Origin of the sequence: Treponema primitia ZAS-1 (assembly GCF_000297095.1) — a bacterium.
In the GTDB taxonomy this organism is placed as follows: domain Bacteria; phylum Spirochaetota; class Spirochaetia; order Treponematales; family Breznakiellaceae; genus Termitinema; species Termitinema primitia_A.
Genome location: NZ_AEEA01000050.1, coordinates 54,353 through 75,811, shown reverse-complemented (window position 1 = coordinate 75,811; position 21,459 = coordinate 54,353). Strand labels below are relative to the sequence as shown.

General features: G+C 52.6%; 18 protein-coding genes and 1 tRNA gene. 11 read left to right on the top strand and 8 right to left on the bottom strand.

The window, feature by feature from the left end:
* The first annotated feature begins 159 nt into the window (after nucleotides 1-159).
* Nucleotides 160-1,593 carry a hypothetical protein gene (locus tag TPRIMZ1_RS0108540; protein WP_100217031.1) on the top strand — a complete coding sequence of 478 codons (1,434 nt, stop codon included), beginning with the start codon at nucleotides 160-162 and terminating at the stop codon, nucleotides 1,591-1,593.
* 85 nt (nucleotides 1,594-1,678) lie between these two features.
* Nucleotides 1,679-3,028: a GH1 family beta-glucosidase gene (locus tag TPRIMZ1_RS0108535; RefSeq protein WP_010257807.1), complete on the top strand. Its 1,350-nt coding sequence runs from the start codon at nucleotides 1,679-1,681 to the stop codon at nucleotides 3,026-3,028.
* A 231-nt stretch (nucleotides 3,029-3,259) separates the two neighbouring features.
* Here the strand turns inward: TPRIMZ1_RS0108535 and TPRIMZ1_RS0108525 are convergent.
* Together TPRIMZ1_RS0108525 and TPRIMZ1_RS0108520 are read right to left on the bottom strand one after the other, a co-directional pair.
* Nucleotides 3,260-3,343: transfer RNA gene (locus tag TPRIMZ1_RS0108525), tRNA-Leu, on the bottom strand.
* A 53-nt stretch (nucleotides 3,344-3,396) separates the two neighbouring features.
* On the bottom strand, nucleotides 3,397-4,494 hold the full coding sequence (locus TPRIMZ1_RS0108520; RefSeq protein WP_232616784.1) for an aldo/keto reductase: 1,098 nt from the start codon (nucleotides 4,492-4,494) through the stop codon (nucleotides 3,397-3,399).
* 207 nt (nucleotides 4,495-4,701) lie between these two features.
* Here TPRIMZ1_RS0108520 and radC point away from each other — a divergent pair, with 207 nt between their 5' ends.
* From radC to TPRIMZ1_RS0108475, 9 genes are all read left to right on the top strand, one after another.
* Entirely contained in the window at nucleotides 4,702-5,493 is a 792-nt protein-coding gene (gene radC, locus TPRIMZ1_RS0108515) for a RadC family protein (protein ID WP_010257804.1), read from the top strand.
* Nucleotides 5,494-5,549: 56 nt separating this feature from the next.
* Nucleotides 5,550-7,145, top strand: coding sequence for a PEGA domain-containing protein (locus TPRIMZ1_RS0108510; RefSeq protein WP_010257801.1), 1,596 nt, complete (start codon nucleotides 5,550-5,552; stop codon nucleotides 7,143-7,145).
* Nucleotides 7,146-7,158: 13 nt separating this feature from the next.
* Complete coding sequence (locus TPRIMZ1_RS0108505; RefSeq protein WP_198429920.1) at nucleotides 7,159-7,446, top strand: hypothetical protein; 288 nt, start codon at nucleotides 7,159-7,161, stop codon at nucleotides 7,444-7,446.
* Entirely contained in the window at nucleotides 7,443-8,294 is an 852-nt protein-coding gene (locus tag TPRIMZ1_RS0108500) for a hypothetical protein (protein ID WP_010257794.1), read from the top strand. Before TPRIMZ1_RS0108505 ends, TPRIMZ1_RS0108500 begins: the two co-directional genes overlap by 4 nt.
* A 69-nt stretch (nucleotides 8,295-8,363) precedes the next feature.
* Nucleotides 8,364-8,960, top strand: coding sequence for a MotA/TolQ/ExbB proton channel family protein (locus TPRIMZ1_RS0108495; protein WP_232616783.1), 597 nt, complete (start codon nucleotides 8,364-8,366; stop codon nucleotides 8,958-8,960).
* Between the two features lie 5 nt (nucleotides 8,961-8,965).
* Nucleotides 8,966-9,379, top strand: coding sequence for an ExbD/TolR family protein (locus tag TPRIMZ1_RS0108490; protein WP_010257790.1), 414 nt, complete (start codon nucleotides 8,966-8,968; stop codon nucleotides 9,377-9,379).
* Complete coding sequence (locus TPRIMZ1_RS0108485) at nucleotides 9,376-9,774, top strand: ExbD/TolR family protein (protein ID WP_010257789.1); 399 nt, start codon at nucleotides 9,376-9,378, stop codon at nucleotides 9,772-9,774. Before TPRIMZ1_RS0108490 ends, TPRIMZ1_RS0108485 begins: the two co-directional genes overlap by 4 nt.
* The gene (locus TPRIMZ1_RS0108480) at nucleotides 9,767-10,414 is read left to right on the top strand and encodes an energy transducer TonB (protein WP_010257787.1); all 648 of its coding nucleotides are present in this window, start codon (nucleotides 9,767-9,769) and stop codon (nucleotides 10,412-10,414) included. The genes TPRIMZ1_RS0108485 and TPRIMZ1_RS0108480 overlap by 8 nt, the downstream gene beginning before the upstream one ends.
* A 94-nt stretch (nucleotides 10,415-10,508) precedes the next feature.
* Nucleotides 10,509-11,030 (top strand): nitroreductase family protein, encoded by a 522-nt coding sequence (locus TPRIMZ1_RS0108475; protein ID WP_010257784.1) that lies wholly within the window; start codon nucleotides 10,509-10,511, stop codon nucleotides 11,028-11,030.
* Nucleotide 11,031: 1 nt separating this feature from the next.
* On the opposite strand, the gene TPRIMZ1_RS0108470 is transcribed toward TPRIMZ1_RS0108475, so the two are convergent.
* From TPRIMZ1_RS0108470 to TPRIMZ1_RS0108445, 6 genes are all read right to left on the bottom strand, one after another.
* Nucleotides 11,032-14,322, bottom strand: a complete 3,291-nt coding sequence (locus tag TPRIMZ1_RS0108470) for an eIF2A-related protein (protein ID WP_232616781.1) — start codon at nucleotides 14,320-14,322, stop codon at nucleotides 11,032-11,034.
* 76 nt (nucleotides 14,323-14,398) lie between these two features.
* Nucleotides 14,399-15,103, bottom strand: coding sequence for a hypothetical protein (locus TPRIMZ1_RS0108465; RefSeq protein WP_010257781.1), 705 nt, complete (start codon nucleotides 15,101-15,103; stop codon nucleotides 14,399-14,401).
* Nucleotides 15,104-15,108: 5 nt separating this feature from the next.
* The gene (gene fusA, locus TPRIMZ1_RS0108460) at nucleotides 15,109-17,202 is read right to left on the bottom strand and encodes an elongation factor G (protein ID WP_010257779.1); all 2,094 of its coding nucleotides are present in this window, start codon (nucleotides 17,200-17,202) and stop codon (nucleotides 15,109-15,111) included.
* 133 nt (nucleotides 17,203-17,335) lie between these two features.
* Nucleotides 17,336-18,526 carry a sugar ABC transporter permease gene (locus TPRIMZ1_RS0108455; RefSeq protein WP_010257778.1) on the bottom strand — a complete coding sequence of 397 codons (1,191 nt, stop codon included), beginning with the start codon at nucleotides 18,524-18,526 and terminating at the stop codon, nucleotides 17,336-17,338.
* A gap of 22 nt (nucleotides 18,527-18,548) precedes the next feature.
* Nucleotides 18,549-20,075, bottom strand: coding sequence for an ATP-binding cassette domain-containing protein (locus TPRIMZ1_RS0108450; RefSeq protein ID WP_010257775.1), 1,527 nt, complete (start codon nucleotides 20,073-20,075; stop codon nucleotides 18,549-18,551).
* 88 nt (nucleotides 20,076-20,163) lie between these two features.
* Nucleotides 20,164-21,321, bottom strand: a complete 1,158-nt coding sequence (locus tag TPRIMZ1_RS0108445; RefSeq protein ID WP_010257772.1) for a sugar ABC transporter substrate-binding protein — start codon at nucleotides 21,319-21,321, stop codon at nucleotides 20,164-20,166.
* Nucleotides 21,322-21,459: the final 138 nt, after the last annotated feature.

Here is a 21,459-nt window from a genome sequence, read left to right as displayed (position 1 = left end):
GGCATTTATGCAAAGCAATTTCCTATCCCCCCTCAATGATTATGTTGTAACGAGGGCTTTAGGGCAAAAATCGCCCAAACATTAATCCGCTTAGCCTCCGCCGGAACCGCATTGTTCAATTCATCCCCATACGCTAGACTCATAAGGGGGGGGGTCAGGGTGCGTATCGCGTTAATCCACTATCATCTGCGCCGGGGAGGAGTTACTTCGGTGATCATGAACCAGGCGCAGGCGCTGATGGAAGCCGGGGAAGATGTGCTGGTTATCACAGGAGAGGGGGAAGCTTCTGTACCAGGCATTAAGCGGGTATTGGTGGAGGAGCTCCGGTACGATCGGGACCGGGAGACTCTCCCGGGAACTTCCGGCGAGGAACTTACCAAACGGGCAAAGGAGCTTGCGGATGCTATTGTCCTGGCGGCGAAAACCCATTGGGGGGGGCAGGAAGCGGATATCCTCCATGTCCATAACCCACTGATACAGAAAAATTCCGCGCTGCTCCGGGCCTTGCACATCCTGCAGGAAAGGGAACCCCGGCTTTTGCTTCAAAACCACGATTTAGCCGAAGATTTCAGACCCGATGTCTATGCTAAGGGCGAAGAATATCCCATAAATTGCCATTATGCGGTGATTAACAACCGGGATCGTTCTTTTCTGCACCGGGCAGGGCTGAAATTCGAAGGGCTCCACCTGCTACCCAACGAAGTACGCTCCATTAACGCTACCCCGGATCTGGTCCGAAACCGGTACCTCTACCCGGTTAGGGCGATACAGCGGAAAAATATCGGCGAGGCAATCCTCTTTTCGCTGTTCATCCCAAAGGAAAAAACTGTGGCTATCACCTTGCCCCCCACCACGGAACGAGACATCCGTATCTACCGGGGCTGGATGGAATTTGTCCGGGAACTTGATCTGCCGGTGGAATTCGAGCTGGGCATGAACACTTCCCTGGAAGATGTCTATGGGAGCGCCCTGGGGATCATCACCACTTCGGTTAAGGAAGGGTTCGGTTTCTCCTACCTGGAACCTTGGATTGCTGGGCGGACGGTTATTGGCAGGCGCATTAACCATGTGTGCCGGGACTTTGAGAGCTCAGGAGTACAGTTCGATTCCCTGTATTCCTCCCTGAACATCCCTATGGTTTATATTTCTTCAACCATTCTCCGGAAAAAACTAGAACAAACCATGATGTCGGTCTACAAACGGTATGGGATGGACCCGCCCCGGTATATTATCAAGATGATGGGGGAGGATCTGGCTTCCAGGGATGTGATGGATTTCAGCCGCCTGGACGAAACAACCCAGGGAGGAATAATCCGGCTTTTGGTCTCCAACCAGCGAGTTTTCCGGGATATCGCTGATGTAAACCCCTTCCTTAGGGACCTGGTTAATTGGAAACCCGACGAGACCGTAATTTCCCTAAACCGGCGCCGGGTTCTGGAATCTTACGGAAGGGAACCGATCCACAAACTGTTAAGGGAGACCTATCGAGCGGTACTCAATACCCCGGTAACCCACAAAATTGTAAAATCCATCCTCTTAGAACTCTACCTGGACCCTACCCAGCTCTCCCTGGTAGGGGTAGGCAATGACTGATCCCAGGATCTAGCGAGACATTGCTAAAACCCTCCCTTTGCGGTATAGTTATGTCCAATTATAAGAATTATTCGGAGGAAAAACGATGGCGGAAAAATATCAATTTCCCAATGGCTTTGAATGGGGAACAGCTAGCGCGTCCTATCAAATAGAAGGCGCTTGGGATGCCGATGGAAAGGGCGAATGTATTTGGGATCGGTTCAGCCATACTCCGGGACATATCCATGACGGAACTACCGGGGATAGGGCCTGTGATTTTTATCACCGGTATGAAGACGATATCCGCCTGGCGAAGAAATTGGGGATAAAGGTATACCGGTTTTCTATTTCCTGGCCCCGAATTTTCCCCGACGGTACCGGCGCTGTTAATGAGGCGGGGATCGCCTTTTATCGGAAGGTGCTTACCTGTCTGCATGACAACGGGATAAAGGCCGGAGTAACCATGTATCACTGGGACTTACCCCAAAAATTACAGGATCGCGGCGGATGGGCTAACCGGGAAATCGTAGGCTGGTTTGAAACCTACGCGAAAACGCTCTATGAACGCCTGGGGGATTTGGTGGATTACTGGATCACCCTGAATGAACCCTATTGTACTTCGATCATCGGGTATTGGATTGGCGAACATGCACCGGGGTATCATGATTATTCCATGGCACTATCCGCGGTTCATCATTTGCTGCTTGCCCATGGCGCCGCTGTCAAAGCCTACCGGAAAACCGGGCTCAAGGCCGATATCGGCATAACCCTCAATATGAATATAAGCTATCCCTATAATCCCGATTGTCCTGAAGATGTGGCTGCCGCAAAACGAAACCAGGAACACTCAAATAATCTTTTCGGGGACCCCATATTCCTTGGAAAATATCCGGAGGAATTATTTTCTTACCTTAAAAAAAGGGGCGTAGTTCTGCCGGATATACAAACGGGGGATATGGAACTTATATCCCAGAAGGTGGATTTCTTTGGTCTTAATACGTATTTTACGGATCATGTAAAGGCCGACGAAACTGCCTGGCCCTTGGGGACAGCTTCCGGTAAAACCGGCAGACCCCAAACTGATATGGGCTGGGAAGTAAATCCTGAGGGTATGTATGATCTCCTGAAATGGATACATTCCCGTTATAATCCGCCAAAGGTGATTATCACCGAAAACGGCGCCGCTACAAATGATTGGGTTAATGTGGAAGGGAAAGTCGATGATCCCAACCGTATTGATTATCTTTACCGGTATTTAGCCCAGGTGCATAAGGCAATTCAGGAAGGAGTTCCGGTCCAGGGATATTATGTCTGGTGTTTCTGCGATAATTTTGAATGGGCCAAGGGTTTGTCCAAACGCTTTGGTATAGTATATGTGGATTACGATACCCAAAAGCGTACACCAAAGGAAAGCGCCTATTGGTATGCGGAACTTATAAAAAATAACGGTTATTGAATAAATTTTGGATGCAATCCATTCAATGATTTTTTGATGACTGCCCAGAAGAAGACTCGAACCCTCCGCCCCTCAACTTCCTGTTTCGGGGCTCCGGGCCGCCTCCGGCCCCTGACGCGCGCATCCATGCGCGCTCTTCCTCCCTCCGGTCGGCGGGGCCTCCGGAAGTTCGAGTCTTCTTCTGGCCTTAAATAAAAAACCCCACCTTACGGTGGGGCCTCAATTTTGCTCTGCCCAGAAGAAGACTCGAACTTCCATGCTTGTTACGGCACTGGTACCTGAAACCAGCGTGTCTACCAATTCCACCATCTGGGCTTGTTTGAATACTATACACCAAATCGGACCGAAGGGTCAACGGTTTGACGACCCTACTCGATCCACCCCTTTAGCGCCTCATGGGCTATCTTAAGCTGTTTGGGGATTTCAATGTGCTGGGGACATTTTGTCTCACATTCCCCGCAGGCCACACAGAGTGAAGCATCCTGTTTGTTCCTGGTCGAGAAAAAGTATTGCCGCTTGACGGCGTCAAAGGTTCCAAACATAACCCCATCGTTGTATTTAGCAAACGCATCGGGAATTCTGACGCCCTGGGGACATGGAAGGCAGTATTCGCAGGCGGTACAGGGGATCGAGGCCATGGATTCATATTTGGCCTTGACCCGGGTGAGGATGGCCTTTTCCTCAGGGCTCAAACAATTCGGCAGGGCATCGGGCTTGGAGAAGATTTCGATATCTTCCTTGAGCTGCTCCAGGGTGGTTACACCGCTTAAAATAGTGCTTACCTGGGGATAGTTGATCATATGCCTAAAGGCCCACTCGACGGCGCTGCGTTTTACCGGAAATTCGTCGTAAATTGCTTTAACCTGGGCCGGAGGGGAAGCGAGGCTGCCGCCCCGAAGGGGTTCCATGATAACCAGGCCGGTACCCTTATCTCCCGCCAGCTTGATCGCCTCTTCGGTGGCCTCGTGGTCCACATCGATAAGGTTCTGCTGGATCTGGCACATATCCCAGGAATAAAAGGAAAGAACATCCTTAAAGGTGGGCAGCTGTCCGTGATAGGAAAAACCGATACCGCGGATAAGCCCTTCGGAACGGAATTTTTCGTATTCTTCAATGATTTTCCGCTTTTTTATATCCTCCCAGTAGGACTTCTGAATATTGTGGATCAAATATACATCAAGATGGTCCGTACGGAGCTTTTTCAAGGTATTTTCAAGGTTACGCCGTATATCGGCCTGGGTTGTCATAACGTTGAAGGGCTGTTTGGTAACGATCTTTACCTTGTCCCGGCGGACGCCTTCCAGAGCTTCCCCCACCACCGACTCGCTGGTGGTATGGTGGTAGCCATAGGCGGTATCAAAATAACTGATGCCGTGATCCGCCGCGTACTGGATCAGTTCAATAGCCTTTTCCTTATCTACCTGGGCCTCACTGGCGCCGGGAGCAAAGATGCGGGGCAGCCGCATACACCCCATACCCAAAAGGGATACCTTAAACCCATTCTTACCATATGTCCGGTATTGCATCACCAATCACCTCTCTAAAAAATTCTGATCAATCTACTATAAGCCCTGCGGGTACGTCAATGGTCTTGCTCTGGATTTTCATTTTTGTCCCATTTTTCTATCCAGGGACTAAAGCAAAAACCAGTATAGGCCCCTATACGGTTTATTATGGACCATTATATTTATCCAAATTCTATATTACAGCCGGAAGCAGCGCCACTTGCAACGAAGTTTCCCGCGCAGGAAACGGCGTCGGAAATACAGGACCGGGGGTACTGCTTCGATTCCCTGGGGCTCAATCCTCTTTCGCTTCCCCAGGCTAAGCGGCCCCGGGAAAGGTTGAATTCCGATGGGCCCGGAGCTTTGACAGACCATGATCTACTGGCCATACTCCTCAATACCGGGGTTCAGGGCAAAAATGTCAGTGTCCTGGCCATGGAACTGCTGGAATTGCTGGATCGGGACAAGGGAATTCCTTCAATTAAGGAACTCTGCCGGCTAACCGGCATGGGGGTAAGCAAGGCTTCGGCTATTGCGGCCATGCTTGAATTTGGCAGGCGGCGGTGGGGGGCCTCGGGAACCCATATCAAGCACCCGACAGATATCTTCAATACGGTTCGCCATTTTGCGGATCGCCGGCAGGAACGGTTTGTCTGCCTTTCCTTAAACGGCGCCCACGAACTTCTGAAGGTACGGACCGTCACCCTGGGACTGGTAAACAAGACCATTGTCCACCCCCGGGAGGTCTTCGCAGACCCCATCCAGGATCGCGCTTCGGCAATTTGCGTAGCCCACAACCATCCCTCAGGGCAGTTAAAGCCTTCCCCGGAGGACGGGGAGATCACCTTTCAGTTATTTGAGGCAGCGAAAATCCTTGGGCTCCGATTTCTGGATCATGTGATTTTTACCGATACGGGCTATTTCAGTTACCGGCAGGCGGGATTACTGGGGGGAGATTAAGCAAAGCCGCCTACCTTAGGAGTTTAATAATACCGGGAAAAGGCCTATATTAAAGTATGAATCGGATTCAGCTTTTCCCGGTATTGCTTATCGGCCTTTTGTGTATCACCGCAGATCCGGTAATGGGGGATTCTATAGAGGAGATCGCAGGGAAAGGTCTGGTTGTTCGAAGCGCCCCCTCCATGTCCAAGGTATTTATCAACGGTATAGAACGGGGGCTTACCCCCCTTACGCTTGAGAATATTCCCCAGGGCGAATACGATATCAGGCTTGAAAAAGACGGCTATGCGGAACGCCGGATCTGGGTTTCCATACGGGAAAACAGCAGACTGGAAATAAGCCTTAACTTGGGGGAAATTCTGGGAACCCTCATTCTGGATATAGACCGGGCAGCCGGGAGCCCACCGCCGGAAAAAATGGCGCTAAACCCGGAAATTACCGTGGAAGGAATAACCCAAACCGATCCTGTATTTTCCCTGCCCGTGGGATACCGGGCGGTCCGGATCCGGGCTTTCGGCTGGGAAGAGGCCATTCATTCTGTCTATATACTCCAGGATGCTATCCAGCGGCTAAAGGTGGAAATGCGGCCCGCATCCTTCAGTATGACCGGGGCGGAGCTTAGCCGGGCTCGGTTCAATCCGGCAAATTCCGGTTCCCTGGGAATCACCGAATTCAGTTTTAACGTATCCGGCCCCGGCGACGGGCGGATAAACATAACGAATGAACAGGGGGACCTGGTTTTTGCAAGGGACCTGGGACCCTTTACCACCTGGTCCCAGTCGACAGCATGGAACGGCCGTTCCTCCGATGGAACGCCCCTGCCGGACGGAACCTACAAAGTGCTGCTCCTAACCGAATCCATGCTCCGGGATACTTCGGCGCCGGTGGAGCGGCGGGCTGAAATGACGATACGCATCGATAGTTCCATGAATATCTATCCCCTTTCCTCCTCGGGAGCAAGCTCGGGACTTTTTTTTAGCCCCCTGCCGGAAATTCTCCCCCGTGGCTCCTTCCAAATAGACGGAAGTATGCTCTTTGGCAGGGCCGCTGCAGCCGGAGATGCCTGGGACGCCCTCCCCTTCGCAGCATCCCTGAGATTTTCCCCCCTGGAACGGCTGGAAATGACGGCAGCTCTGAATGTGACACCCTTTTTCGATGGCGGCGCTGTGGCCGGGTTTGGGGGAACCCTTAAAGGGGTCTTTAAAAAAGCCCGGGCGGAATCGCCCCTGGGTCTGGCCATGGGGCTTTCCTATGTTTGGGCCGACGAAGGGACCCTCACCCCCTTTGGAACCGCCATAGGCGCCGGTCTCTCCCTGCCCCTTTCATGGCGCCTGGGGACCGCCCTCTCCCTGGCGCTAAGTCCGGAAATCCTCTGGACCGGGGAAAAGGGCTACCCCGACGACCCCGCCCCCAGGGCCCTCCTTTCAGGCGGACTGCTGATCCAGCAGTCCTTCTTTACCGCAGGACTGTCCCTGAGATCCGAATATATCTTTTCCGGGACAAGTATGGATTTCGGGCCCCTCATGGCCGCTGCTGAGATCAGGTTCTTTCCCCCTCCCTCAAGTATGGTTTTTTCCCTCCTGGGAGGCGGCTGGTTAGAAAATAGCCAGGCCGGCGGCTTCGGGGGGATAGGAATCGGACTAATCTATTAAGTATAATAGACCAATGAAACTGACACGAACCTTGCTTTTAAGAATTACCGCAGGCCTTGGAGTTTTTCTCATCGCATATAGCCTTTTCCGGTATTTTACCGGCATCCATGTTAACGAGGAACTGGAAAAGTTCTTGATGGATGGCATCGTTTTTGCCGCCCTGGGACTGTTCATCTATAACCGGAAACTCAGCGCCGATGAAAAAAAAGCCCGGGAAGCGAAGGAACACGCGGAACTTCCAACGGAACTTCCAACGGAACTTCCCGCAGAAAATGAAGCTAAACAGGACGAGAAAGAATGAAGTACAAAAGGGCCGGCTTCCTCATAAGCGCAGCATTGCTGATGATTGGAGGGGGTTGTGTTTCCCTGGCTGAAACCGGAGGGAAGGTCCTGGACGGTTCCGCCTTTGCGGAGAAAACCCTGGCATCATATCAGGAAGAACCCGGGGGGAAAACCCGCCTCGACAGGGTACACCCTAAGGACGGGCCGGAGTTTATTGCCATCCGCTTTGACTCCATGCCAAACCTCCGGATTACGGGCTCCCTTCCGGATGGGGAGGGCAATTTCTATCTGAGCTCCCTGTACTTTCTCAGCCCCAACACTAACGGCTGGAACGAATTTACCCTGGAACTTTCCGGGAGCGGCAGTTTTGTCAGCAGCGACGCTGCCCAAACCGGAGCGCTTCTCCAACTGAAGGGTCCGGTGGAAACCCTGGATATCAGAGAAGGGAAGATCCGCCGGGGCGCCTCCCGCTTAACCGGAGCCCAGGCGCTTACGGCTCTGCACAACCGCCAGGAACGGATCGAGGCAATTACCCTGTGGATGAAGGAACAGCCCGGTCTTCCCGATTTTTTAGATCGGGAAACATTTGAAGAATACTGGACCCCCCTCCTCTTCCCGGAGATAGTAAAGCAAAAAAAAAGACCCGCCGCCTGGACCGAGGGGGAATCCTGGGTCCTGGGGGAGGATGTAAAATGGAACAGCGTTTATACCAAATCGGTTTTCCCGGAAGATCTCTGGCCGGTACGGAATTCCGGGACCCTGCTCCGGGACTGGGAGGAAGCGTCCGGATGGATCTATTTTGCATTTGAGTGGGATCATATAGTAGCATCCCTCTCCGAAACGATTGAGCTTAAAAAAATAAAGTGAGGTACTGACATGGATGGAGGAAACGCAGGTTTTTCATTATTAGAACTTTTCAGAATGGGCGGAATTTTTATGTGGCCCCTCCTGATTTTTTCAGTGGCCACCATTGCCATTGCCCTGGAACGGGCAATCTATATTTTTTACCACAACCTCCGGCTTGAGGACCTTGAGGAAAAGACCGCGGAGTATATCCACGCCAAGGATATGGAAGGCGCCAAACAATACCTTTCCGGCTTAACCAAACGCCGCATGGGCGCACGGATACTTTTGGTACTGGTCAAGCGCTCAGACTTATCGGAACACCGTATAGAAAAGGCGGTAGAAACTGAAGCCCTCACCTGCATCAATTCCCTGGAGAACGGCTTCAATTTCCTTGTCGCCCTGGGTTCACTTTCCCCCCTGACGGGATTTTTGGGAACCGTCTCGGGAATGATCGGCGCATTCAAGTCCATAGCGGAGGCTACTGAAGTGAACGCCCAGATCGTAGCAAACGGTATTTACGAAGCGTTGATCACCACCGTGTTCGGCCTCGTCATCGCCATCATCGCCATGATCGCCCATTCGCTCTTTTCCCACGTGGTAGATAGGTTCGCCATGGATGTGGAGAAAAGCTGCTCCGACCTTATCACCGAACTGGTTACGGGCACTGAGCTCCCCGCGGTAAACTAACAGCCATGAAACTCCACCGGCGAACCAAACGGGGCTTTGACGATACCAGTGCTTCCAGTGATGTTGCCTTTCTTCTGATCATTTATTTTATCGTCATCGCCGGATTTAACGTCAACAAGGGCTTTCTGATGAACCTCCCCGCCAAAGATTCTACCCGGCTGATCCTGAAGGACGATCTGCTGCGTTTCGATCTGGACGGTACGGGAACTCTGCTGCACCAGGGTGCAGCCCTGAACTATGCTTCGGCGGAACGGGAGATACGGGGCGCCGTTGCCGCTCATCCCAATCTGGCGGTAATACTAACCGTAGACGGCAGAGCCCCCTGGCAGACGGTAGTTTCCTTTGTTGAGATGGCCCAAAAACTGAATGTGGAATCCTTCTCTTTCACCATGAAGAAAAATGACGGGGGTCCTCCATGAACCTTCGGCGGAACAAGAAAAAATTTGCTGTCCCCATGAACTCCATGTCCGACGTAGCCTTTCTACTGCTCATCTTTATCATGTTAGTATCCCTGATAAATTATCGAAGGGAAGTCAAGATCGATTACCCCGAGGCAGCGGCGGCACAAAGAACCAGCGCGGAAAAAAATCTGGAGATCTGGGTGGACAAGGGCGGCGCGGTGTACCTGGACGGTGCCCCCAGTAATCTTAACGCAATAGAAGTCGCTATTACCGATATGTATCGGGATGCCCCGGATACCCGGGTCCATATCATCGCCGACCGGGACACCCCCTTTGCGGAGGTAAACAAGGTACTTCAGGTACTCCAGTTCCTCCAGTACCGGGTAGTAAGCTTTGTGGTAAAAGATGCGTAAATCCGCCTATTCCCACACCAATCTTGCCCGGCTCATCCTTTTTCTGGCGGTCGCCGGTATTCATGTAGTATTTATACTCTTCTTTGTCATACGGGTTAACGCCATCCCCATGGTAATTGAACAACCCCCAATGGTGATGAAGCTTACGGATATACAGGAGGAGGAACCTCTTCCACAATTGCCACCTCCACCACCAAAAACAGAATATACGGAATCCGCCTCGAACACCATAGAAGCCATCGCAGAGACAATGATCGAAACCGATGAAGTGCCGGATCAGATCGTTGTTTCCGGTATCATAGCGCCCCGGCAGGTTGAATACGTACAGGAAGATTACCTGCCCATGCACAAGGTTTCTGCGGCCCCGGTCTTTTCCGAAGGCGAAATAAGAGAACGCTTGGTATATCCGCCCATTGCGCTGCGGGCCAAAATAGAAGGCATGGTTTACCTGGAACTCTTCGTGGACCACCACGGACAGGTACGGCAGATAACGATATTGCGGGAAACCCCGGAAAACCGGGGCTTCGGTGAGGCGGCGATAAAAGCCTTCCAGGGGCTACAGGGCAAACCGGCCCAGGCTAACGGCGCCGCAGTGGCGGTACGGTACCGGTACCCCGTACGGTTTGCCATCCGGGGCTGACGGCATATCCCAACCAGCAATTCCCAAGGCGGCTATTGCGCTTATTGTATTTCTCTATGTATACTAAGATATGTGAAGTAAAAGGAGTCATCCCATGAGCTTTAAAGAATTATCCATAAGCCGTTTTTCAGTCCGCCAGTACAAGAACAAACCGGTGGAAAAAGAAACCCTGAATGTCATCCTTGAAACCGGGAGAGCGGCCCCCACGGCGGGAAACAAACAGCCCCATCGTATCCTGGCGGTAACTGAGGCGGAGGGCCTCAAAAAGATAGACCTCTGTACCTCTTGCCGTTATGGCGCACCGGCGGTACTTATTGTTTGTTATGATAAAAACGAATGCTGGGTCCGGAAATACGACGGCGCCAAGAGCGGCGAGGTGGACGCCAGCATCGTAACTACCCAGCTTATGTACCAGGCGGTAGAGCTTGGTCTGGGTACCCTCTGGGTAATGTTCTTCGATCCCGCTAAGCTCATAGCGGAATTCGCCATCCCGGAGAATCTGGTTCCCACAGCTCTGCTAATCCTGGGTTACCCCGCGGATAACGCCGCCCCGGCGGAAAGACATACCCAGCGTCACCCCTTGGAAAAGCTGGTCGCCTGGGAAAAGTTCAGCTAATTTATTTCGTCTCCGCGAGGTTAAAGTCCGCATAGTCCTCAAGACCGATAATTGAGGGATGCTGGGTTCCATTAGAAAGTTCCAACACCTTCTTCGATACAAAGGAGTCCAGCTCCCTCATGGTTATCAAAGCGTTCCTATTCGAATCCGCTTCTCCGTTCATAGCTCCGATGATTGCGTAGGTGAACAGACCGAGCTTATAATCGGCGCTTTCCAATGAAAGTTCATCCCCACTGCTGGAAGTAAAAAGCAGGGACCGGAGGGGCTTTAGATCCATGGCAAGCCGGACAGTATCCACAGGGCGGATATTTCCGGCGGATATCCCCGCGGAATGGGAAGAATCGACGAACAGCAATTTTCTCCCCGGCACATCCAGGGCTGCGGAAATTGTCTCCCAGGATAGGGCTTCCGCATAGGGCATGGAACCGTCCGGGGTAAGCCGTATATCCGAAGGGAGGAAATAATAGTTTCCATCCTCGTCATTCACGGCGTGCCCGGAAAGAAACAGTATTACGGTGTCTTGGGATGTAACCCCTTTAAAAAAGTTCCCCAGTTCCCGGGTGATATTGCTTTTTGTCGGAGGCTGCAGCTCCCCGGTGGCGATAAGGGCACTGGTCACGGTTCCGTACAGTTTTCCCTCCTGGGCTTTGAATGCATTGACCATTTCCCGGGCGTCAAAAACCGCGAACCCCAAATGGTTTATCCGGGGCTCATCATAACGGCTGACCCCAATGGAGAGAATCCGGAGATTGGGGAGCGCCTCTTCCTCTGCGGGGAACTGCGTTGCAAGTTGCTTGTTGCCCCGAGGCGGTTCTACCGTTAGGGAAGCCCGGCCTTCGGTATAGCCGTTAAAGACCGTCACATCAATCCTGTTCGTTCCGGCATCCAAAGTCAGGGGCAGTTCAAACTCCACCTCCTTACGCTTTCCCGTTACGGAGATCCCCGTGGGCGCCGCCTTAAGGCCAAGCCCGGCAAGGCCGTCCAGCTTGTCCGCCCCAATAAGTTTGCCGTTCAGGTAGACCCTGAAACTTTGCAGGGGGAAGTTTTGATCGCTAGCCGTTACGGATAGTCCCGCGAAAAAATTGATGTTAAGGGTTGGGGGAATACCAAGGGTATTAATATTATGGAGAGACCGGGAATTCCGAATTTTTCGGCCCTGAAGTCGGGCATGAACTATGGAGGGATTATAAAAGGCCGGACGGTAGAGCTCCAAACCATAAACATCCTTACCTACCCGGACATTGAAGTACCTATCGCCCCTGGCGGATGCGGTGTAATACCCGTCGGGGGTAATGCTGATCCACTCGCCGTCGTTAAAGCCGATACTTTGGGTAATTTCCCGGCCCGTTGTGATATCCCAGGTACGGGTGGCGCCGTCCAGGGAAGCGGAAGCCAGGAACAATCCATTGGGGCTATAGGCAAGATCATATACTTCGCCGGTATGCCCCGACAGGGTCCTAAGCTCCCGGCCGGTTGCAGCATCAAATATCCCAATGCTTTTGTTTTTCATGGTGGCGGCTATGAATCTGCCGTTGGGACTGTAGGCAAGGCCGGATTTTATATAATTCGAATAACCCGAAATAATCCATATCTCCTTACCCCCTTCAACATCCCATACCCTGAAGGTCCCGTCCATGGAACCGGAGGCGATATACCGGCCATCCGGACTATAACTCAGGGATAGTATCGGGGCAGTATGGCCCCGGAGGGTCGCCAAAACGGATCCGCTTGCCACATTCCATATTTTAATGGTGTTATCCGCAGCCCCGGAAATAATGTTCATACCGTCGGGGCTATAGGCCACCGAGTTAACCCCGTCGAAATGTCCCGTGAAGGTCCATAACTCCTTACCGCTCTGGGGCTCCCATACTTTAACGGTGGTATCCGATGAGCCGGAGATGAGATACTGCCCATCGGGACTGTAGGCCACTGATTTTACTATAGAAGAGTGTCCAAAGATGATTAGCCGTTCCCGGCCGGTTGCCGCGTCCCATATTCTAATTGTGTTGTCCGCGGCGCCGGAAGCGACATACTTACCATCGGGGCTGTAAGCCACCGCACGCACAGAAGCGGTGTGTCCCCGGAGGGTCAGGATTTCCCGGCCGCTTCCGGTTTCCCTAATCCGAATGATCCTGTCCGTTGAGCCGGAGGCGATATACCTGCCGTCAGGACTGTAGGCCAGAGCCCGTACCCAGGAGGACCGGCCAACCAAGCTTTGGGTTTCCCGGCCTGTCGAGGCTTCCCATAGCCGTATGGTATTGTCCAGACAGCCTGAAGCAATAAACCTGCCATTGGGGCTGTAACTTAGGGTTTCGATACCGGTGGAACCAAAGCTCCGGAGTTCCTCTCCGGTCCCGGCATCCCATATCTTGATGGTCGAATCTACACTGGAACCGGAAGCAATATACTTGCCATCGGGACTGTAGTCCAAGGCCCGTACTACCCCGGTATGCCCAGTAAGGGTACGAAGCTCCCGGCCGTTTACGGTATCCCATATTTTGATAGTATTGTCCGAAGAACCGGTGGCGATAAACTTACCGTCGGGACTGAACCGGATGGCATTCACCTCATCGGTATGTCCGGAGAGGGTCCGCAGTTCCCGGCCGGTTTCGGCGTTCCACAGTTTTACGGTACTATCCCTGGAGCCGGAAGCGATAGTTCTGCCATCGGGGCTGTATCGTACGGAATTTATCCACAAAGAATGCCCGGAAAGGGTCTTTAAGTTCTGACCGGTTTCAACGTCCCATATTCTGATAGTCCTGTCGCTTGATCCGGAAGCGAGGAAACGCCCGTCAGGGCTATAGGCGATGGAGTTGACAACTGAAGTATGTCCGGAAAGGGTCTGTAAGCTCTGGCCGGTTTCAACGTCCCATATTCTGATAGTATAATCTGCAGAACCCGAGGCGATAAACCGGCCATCGGGGCTGTAGCTTACGGATTTTACCGTGGAATCATGTTCCGGAAAGGTCCATATTTCCCGGCCGGTTTCAAGATCCCATATTTTGACCGTACTATCCGCGGAACCGGAAACGATAAATTTACCGTTAGGGCTATAGGCGACGGAGGATACAACGAAGCTATGCCCCCGCTGGGGAAATAACTCCACCCACCGTCTGGTAGTATTTGTCGAGTCGAGCGCCTGCGCCTCGCCCGATGAGGCACAGGAAATTCCCAGGCAGCTTGCAACGAAGATCCCTACCGGTATTACAAGCCCACTGTGGAAAAATTTTTTGAAGATCCGCACCTGCTTAACCATCTTTACTGCCTTCCCTGCTCTTTTCTTCGTTTCCATTCATGAGGCTTCGGAAATACAAGACAGAACTTGACCATGGTTATCTTCTTGGAAAATCGGCTCCGGAATGAAACCCCTATTCCTCAAGAATAAGCAGTGTCTTGGGGTCCAGTTTGAGGGCCAGGTGTTCCGGGTTATAGGTATCCCGGTCCTTCGATACCGTGAGGGCGATATGATCCTGCTTAGGTTCAAGGACGATCACCACATCCACCAGATCCACAAAATCGCCGATCACCAGGGGAATGCTCTTTTTGTCGTAGGCCGCGCTTTCACCCGTAACGGTGCAGCTGTACCAGACCGAAAACCCCTGCTCCTTGGCAAAGCCTTTAATCGCGGCGAGCCGTTCCCGGCTCATCTTGGTAAAATCAAAGCCGTCGATGATCAGCGCTTCGGCCTTAAAGCCCCCGTCCACGATCATCGCCCGGAGGCTCCGGAGTATCTGATCCCCCGTAACCCCGTCCTGGTTAAAATTCATCAGGACCCGATTCTTTATCAGCTCATTCTTAACATCCCGGGCATTTTCCAGGTTCTTCTTTTTGATAAATTCGTCAAAAATATCCTCGTACCAGGCCAAAACATAGTCGGTATGCTGGGTAAAGGATACGTGGATGACCTTTTTGGTCTGCAACAGTTTGTCCAGGGCGATCTGCACCAGCACCGAAGTCTTGCCGATACCGCTCTGGGAAGAAATAATCCCCACCTCCCCGGCCCCAAGCCCGCCGTGGATGGATTTCTCGAAGATCCTCACCGGACTCCTCTGTATCAGTTCCTGCTTAACCATTTTTGCTACCTTCCCTGCTCTTTTCTTCGTTTTTCCTCGTATTCCTTAACGAGGGCTTCGGAAATGCTGGACGGAACTTTGCCGTACTTTTCAAATTCCATGGTGAACTCGGCCTTACCCTGGGTCAAGGATCGAAGTACCGTGGAATAGCCAAACATTTCACTCAGGGGAACCTCAGCCTCCACACGGGAGAAGGTTCCATCCTCGGTGGATGCGGATATTATACCACGCCTCTGGTTAATTGAGGCATAAATATTTCCTTGAAATTCCGTAGGACCCTCAACGGCGACCTTCATGATAGGCTCCAGGATACAGGGCTTGGCCTTGTTATAGGCTTCCCGGAAAGCGCCGATGGCTGCCAACTGGAAGGCTATGTCCGAGGAGTCCACCGGATGGGACGCTCCGTCGTTGATCACGCAGCGGATATTGACGATGGGGAACCCGATGAGGCTGCCCCGCTTGACCGCTTCCTTAAAGCCCTTATCGCAGCTGGGGATGAACTCGTTGGGGATGGACCCGCCCTTGATGTTGTCCACAAATTCGTAGTCCCCATCGCTGTAGGGTTCCATATAACCCGCCACCCTGCCGTACTGCCCGGAACCGCCGGTCTGTTTCTTGTGGGTGTAGTTAAAATCCGACCGCGTCTGAATGGCTTCCCGGTAGGCTACCTGTGGCATCCCGGTCTCCACTTCGCACTTGTACTCCCGGCGCATCCGTTCAATGTAGACTTCCAGGTGGAGTTCCCCCATGCCCTGGACGATGGTCTGATTGGATTCCTGGTCCACAAAGGTACGGAACGTGGGGTCCTCTTTCGTAAAGCGGTTCAGCGCCTTAGCCATCTGGTCCGCCGACTTCTTGTCCGTGGGGTTGATAGCCAGGGAGATAACCGGTTCGGGGACGAACATGGATGTCATGGCGTAGTTAAGCCCGCCGCCGCAGAAAGTATCCCCGGAGGCGCATTCAACGCCGAAGAGGGCCACAATATCCCCGGGCGCCCCTTCGGTAATGTCTTCCATATCGTTGGAGTGCATACGTACCAGCCGGCCCACCTTAAACTTCTTCCGAGCCCGGGTATTGATAAGTTCCTCACCCTTTTTCAGGGAACCCTGGTAGATCCGCACGTAAGTAAGCTGACCATACTGGCCGTCCTCAAGCTTAAAGCCCAGGGCCACCGTGGGACTCTTTTCCTCGGAAATAAGCTCCTTCCGCTCCTCTCCGTGGTCCAGATCCAGGGCGTAATTCTTTACTTCCGTGGGGTTTGGCAGATAGCTGCCCACCGCATCCAACAGGGTCTGAATCCCCTTGTTTTTATAGGCCGAGCCGATCATCACCGGCACAAACTGTTCCAACAGAGTCCCCTTACGGATAGCGGCATGGATCAGTTCCTCGGGGATATCCTCCCCGCCTAGGAATTTCTCCGCTAAATCATCGGAAAAGAGGGAAACCGCGTCGATCATCTCTTCCCGGTACTTTTCCGCATCCGCCTTAAGGTGGGGAGGAATCTCGGCATACCGGAGATCGGTCCCCGAATCGCCGTCAAAGTACACCGCCTTCATGGTGATCAGGTCCACCAGGCCCTCAAGCTTATCCTCAAGCCCAATGGGAATCTGGATCATCACCGCATTGAGCCCCAGTTTTTCCCGGAGTTGGAGCCGTACCTTGAAGGGGTTCGCCCCGGTACGGTCGCACTTATTCACAAAGGCAATCCGGGGAACATGGTAGCGTTTTAACTGCCGATCTACGGTGATAGACTGGGATTGAACCCCGCCTACCGCGCAAAGCACCAGAATCGCCCCGTCCAGCACCCGCAGGGAGCGCTCAACCTCAATGGTAAAGTCCACGTGTCCGGGTGTATCAATCAGGTTAATGGTATAATCCTTCCATTCAACCTGGGTCGCAGCGGACTGAATCGTAATTCCCCGCTCCCGCTCGAGTTCCATGTGGTCCATGGTGGCCCCAACCCCGTCCTTTCCCCGGACTTCGTGGATGGCATGGATTTTGTCACAATAGAACAAAATCCGTTCCGAAAGGGTGGTTTTCCCCGAGTCAATATGCGCGCTGATCCCAATGTTCCGCATCTTGGTTATATCGATGCCCATTTTTCTACATACTCCTTAGCCATAAACTGAGTCGATTGACTATATCATTATATTATGGAAAAAAACGATAATAGACGCCTGTAATTGGGATAAGATAGCAAGGATTGCGAATATATGCAATACCCCGGGACTGTCAACCCAAACCGGCCTTACGCCGGGAATACACATCGTAGAATACCGCCAGGAGCAGGATGATAGCCTTAACCACATACTGATAGTGCTGCCCCAGGTTCATCAGGGACATACCGTTGTTGATGGCGGACATCACCAGGGCGCCCACGATGACCCCCACCACGGTTCCGATACCGCCGGAAGCGGAAACACCGCCGATATAACAGGCCGCAATGGCATCCATCTCAAAGAGGTTCCCCGCCTGGGGAAGGGCGGAGTTCATGTACCCCGTGGAGACCACCGCCGCAAGACCGGTCAGTACGCCCATGATGCAGAACACGATAAACACTATCAGCTCCGAGTTGATACCCGAAAGTTTTGCCGAACGGGCATTGCCCCCAACGGCGTAGATATACCGTCCGAGGACGGTGTTTTTCATCATAAAATGAAACACCAATATGGTGATGGCCAGAACGATCACCACCACCGGAAGGCCCCGGTACGTGGCGAAACGCTGGCTCAGGCTCAGGATCAGGACGCCGACAATCACAACCTTCCCCAGCATTATAGGGGCAGGGGAAATGTCAAAATGATTTTTGATCCGGCTCCGCCGGGTTATGATTTCCGCAGCAATAAAGAGTACAAAAACCAGCAGCCCTATGATTAATGCGGTAAAGTGGAAACCGTTGATCTCCAGCCCCGGGATATCGAAGGACCCGGAAGCCATCTGCTTATACCCATCGTCCTTCAGGGCTATGGGGTTTACCTTGGTAATGATGTAGGTAAGCCCCCGGAAGAGGAGCATCCCCGCCAGAGTCACGATAAAGGCCGGAATATTTGCGTAGGCTATCCAGGCCCCCTGGAACATACCGATGACAAGTCCCATGACCAGGGCCGCCAGCAATGTTACGGGCATCCCCACGCCGGTGTTGTACACCATGGCGCTGATAGCCCCCACAAAGGCGCAGACCGAACCGACCGAAAGATCGATGCCCCCTATGATAATAACCTGCACCATGCCTACCGCCAGGATAAGCACATAACTGTACTGGATAAAAATATAAGAAATATTCCGGGAACTGAAATTGATCCAGTTAGTCAGAAAACCGAAAACGATCAGGATCAGAACCAGTATGATAAACATAGAATAGTTTCTGATATTACTCTTGATCAGCGCAGAAATACTCGTTTTTCCCCTTGCCTCATCACTCATGATATACTCCCCTTAAACAGTTCTATCCTACCAGTGCCATATGCATAATTTTTTCCTGGGTTGCCTCTTCATGCATAAGCATACCCTTTATCTTTCCCTCGTTCATAACATAGATCCGATCCGCCATCCCCAGGGCTTCGGGAAGTTCGGAACTTATCATGATAACACTCTTACCCGCCTTTACCAGGTCATTCAGGATATCGTAGATTTCCGATTTCGCCCCCACATCAATGCCACGGGTAGGCTCATCCACAATAAAGATATCCGGGTCCGCCAAAAGGGTGCGGCTTACCACCACCTTCTGCTGGTTCCCGCCGGAGAGGTTCCGGGTAAGCTGGTTTATCGACGGAGTTTTTATCCGCAGTTCCCTGCGGTACCTCTCCGCCTCCTCAATTTCCTGCTGACCGTTCACCACCCCAAACCGGGAAATCTTATCCAGACTGGAGTGGGAAATATTCGTTTTTATATCCTGGATCAGGATGAGCCCCAGACTCTTCCGATCCTCCGATACATAGCCAAGCCCCGCGCTGATAGCCTCCTTGGCGGAATGCAGGTTTACCCTATTTCCCTTGATGTACACCTCACCTTCACTGCGGGAACCGTAGGATTTGCCGTAGACACTCATCATCAGCTCGGTACGCCCCGCGCCCATGGGGCCGCAGAAAGCGAGAATTTCCCCCTTCCGCAGATAAAAAGAAACGTTGTCCACAACCTTAATGGTATGGTATTCCGGGTGATAGACGGTCCAGTTTTTCACTTCCAGTATGGTTTCCCCCGGGGCGGACTTCCGCTCCGGGAAACGGTGGGTAAGATCCCTGCCCACCATGTCACGGATGATCATGTCCTCGGTGAGCTTATCCGCCTTTACATCAAAGGACGAAATGGATTTCCCGTCCCGCAGTACCGTTACCGTGTCGGCCACCTTAAGGACCTCGTTCAGCTTATGGGATATCATCACCGAAGTTATGCCCTGGGCTTTGAATTCCAGCATCAGGTCCAGCAGCTTGGCGCTCTCATCATCGTTCAGGGATGATGTGGGCTCGTCCAGGATGAGGAGTTCCACCTGTTTGGAAAGCGCCCGGGCAATCTCCACCAGCTGCTGCTTGCCAATCCCCAGCTTACTGACCACCGTAGCGGGGTTCTCGTTAAGACCCACCCGGGCCAGATATTTTTTTGATTCACGTATATATTGATCCCAGTGGATAATTCCAAACCGGGTTTTCATATGCCCAAGAAAAATATTTTCATAAATTGACAGATAGGGACTCAGGGCCAGTTCCTGATGGATAATGGCAAGCCCTTCCTTTTCACTGTCCTTAACGTTGTGGTAATTAGTTTCCTTACCCTTAAAAAAAACCTTCCCGTCATAGGAACCTTTGGGATAGACCCCGCTGATAACGCTCATCAGGGTCGATTTCCCCGCGCCGTTTTCTCCGCAGAGAGAATGGATCTCTCCCTTCTTTACCTTCAGATTAACCTTATCAAGGGCCCGCACCCCGGGAAATTCCTTGGTAAGATCCTCAATCTCCAGTATGTATTCGCCGCTCATGGTTCATCCTTTACTGCAAAAGGAAGCGGGAGAAGAATTTTCTCCACCCCGCTTCCTCCGGATTACACGTCAAACACGAATAGTATCACTATTTGAGCTGAGCCGCTTCGGCATCCGTATAGAACTGGGCGTTCACCGGAACGGAAATATTATCCTTGGTGATAATTACCGGTTCAAGCAGGTAGGCCTTTACCACCTTCTTTCCCGTGTCGCCGATGCTGGTCAGGCTGCCTGAGGCAAGGGAAGCGCCGGGGATATTAGGAGCCTGACCCTTGAGGATCTGATCCGCCAGGATGATGGCGGCTTCCGCCAGTTTGGTAGTATCCTTGAACACGGTCATGTACTGCTGGCCGTTCTTAATGGACAGGGCGGAATCAAATTCCGCATCCTGACCGGTAACTACCGGGAGCTTACCGCTGCCGGTATATTTGGCATCCGCCAGACAGGCTTCGATGATGGCCCGGGCCAGGGTATCATTGGGGGCGAGCACCGCGTCCAGGGTTACGGTCCGGGCGTCGTTGCTGAGGAGGTTTTCCATCCGGGTCTTGGCGATAGGAGCCTGCCAGTTTTCGGTGGCAATACGGGTAAAGTTGGCCGCATCGGCGGAAGTCTCGGGATAGGGACCAACCACCTTGAGGACGCCGCTCTTAACGTAGGGATTGAGGACGCTCATGGCGCCGTCAAAGAAGAACTTGGAGTTGTTGTCCGTGGGGGAGCCGGCGAACAGGGTAATGTTCTTGGGGCTGGCGGCGGTGGCGGACTTGAGGTTGAGCGCGGTCTCGATGCCCTGACCCTGGAACTGGCCGACCTTGAAGTTATCAAAGGTGATGTAGTAATCATAATCCGCGGAGCCCATGATGAGCCGGTCGTAGGCGATTACCGCAACCTTGTCCTGGGCGGCTTCGGCGACCACCGAATTGACGCCGTCATTGACGTTGCCGATTATGAGCAGCTTGGCGCCCTGGGTCAGGAAACCCTGGACCTGCCGGTTCTGCTGGCTCTGGTCCGCATCGCCGTAGGCAACTTCCGCGCGGTAACCCTTGGATTCCGCGAAGGATTTGAGGGACGCGCCGTCTTTCTGCCAGCGCAGCACATGGGTTTCGGGCATGGCAAGACCGATCAGGGCCGTACCACCGGCTGCAGGAGCGGCAGAAGTTCCACTGACGCTCTCCTTCTTTTTACAGCCCACAAAGGCCATGGAAGCTGCGGCTAAGAGAACAATAAGAACCGTACAAATCTTTTTCATTTTATTCCTCCAGAATAAATAAGTTATTATTCATTATGCCGGTGGAATTCAATTTTCCGAAATCGTAATGTTTTGATAAAAGCAAAGAATTATCTTTTTTCCCGGAAAACAACCAGGAAAATAAGGAATGTTTTGATA

Coding starts and splice junctions, on each gene's coding strand:
- TPRIMZ1_RS0108535 (WP_010257807.1), top strand. CDS start 1,679: ATGGCGGAAAAATATCAATTTCCCAATGGCTTTGAATGGGGAACAGCT.
- TPRIMZ1_RS0108520 (WP_232616784.1), bottom strand. CDS start 4,494: ATGCGGCTGCCCCGCATCTTTGCTCCCGGCGCCAGTGAGGCCCAGGTA.
- radC (WP_010257804.1), top strand. CDS start 4,702: ATGGACCATTATATTTATCCAAATTCTATATTACAGCCGGAAGCAGCG.
- TPRIMZ1_RS0108510 (WP_010257801.1), top strand. CDS start 5,550: ATGAATCGGATTCAGCTTTTCCCGGTATTGCTTATCGGCCTTTTGTGT.
- TPRIMZ1_RS0108505 (WP_198429920.1), top strand. CDS start 7,159: ATGAAACTGACACGAACCTTGCTTTTAAGAATTACCGCAGGCCTTGGA.
- TPRIMZ1_RS0108500 (WP_010257794.1), top strand. CDS start 7,443: ATGAAGTACAAAAGGGCCGGCTTCCTCATAAGCGCAGCATTGCTGATG.
- TPRIMZ1_RS0108495 (WP_232616783.1), top strand. CDS start 8,364: ATGTGGCCCCTCCTGATTTTTTCAGTGGCCACCATTGCCATTGCCCTG.
- TPRIMZ1_RS0108490 (WP_010257790.1), top strand. CDS start 8,966: ATGAAACTCCACCGGCGAACCAAACGGGGCTTTGACGATACCAGTGCT.
- TPRIMZ1_RS0108485 (WP_010257789.1), top strand. CDS start 9,376: ATGAACCTTCGGCGGAACAAGAAAAAATTTGCTGTCCCCATGAACTCC.
- TPRIMZ1_RS0108480 (WP_010257787.1), top strand. CDS start 9,767: ATGCGTAAATCCGCCTATTCCCACACCAATCTTGCCCGGCTCATCCTT.
- TPRIMZ1_RS0108475 (WP_010257784.1), top strand. CDS start 10,509: ATGAGCTTTAAAGAATTATCCATAAGCCGTTTTTCAGTCCGCCAGTAC.
- TPRIMZ1_RS0108470 (WP_232616781.1), bottom strand. CDS start 14,322: ATGGAAACGAAGAAAAGAGCAGGGAAGGCAGTAAAGATGGTTAAGCAG.
- TPRIMZ1_RS0108465 (WP_010257781.1), bottom strand. CDS start 15,103: ATGGTTAAGCAGGAACTGATACAGAGGAGTCCGGTGAGGATCTTCGAG.
- fusA (WP_010257779.1), bottom strand. CDS start 17,202: ATGGGCATCGATATAACCAAGATGCGGAACATTGGGATCAGCGCGCAT.
- TPRIMZ1_RS0108455 (WP_010257778.1), bottom strand. CDS start 18,526: ATGAGTGATGAGGCAAGGGGAAAAACGAGTATTTCTGCGCTGATCAAG.
- TPRIMZ1_RS0108450 (WP_010257775.1), bottom strand. CDS start 20,075: ATGAGCGGCGAATACATACTGGAGATTGAGGATCTTACCAAGGAATTT.
- TPRIMZ1_RS0108445 (WP_010257772.1), bottom strand. CDS start 21,321: ATGAAAAAGATTTGTACGGTTCTTATTGTTCTCTTAGCCGCAGCTTCC.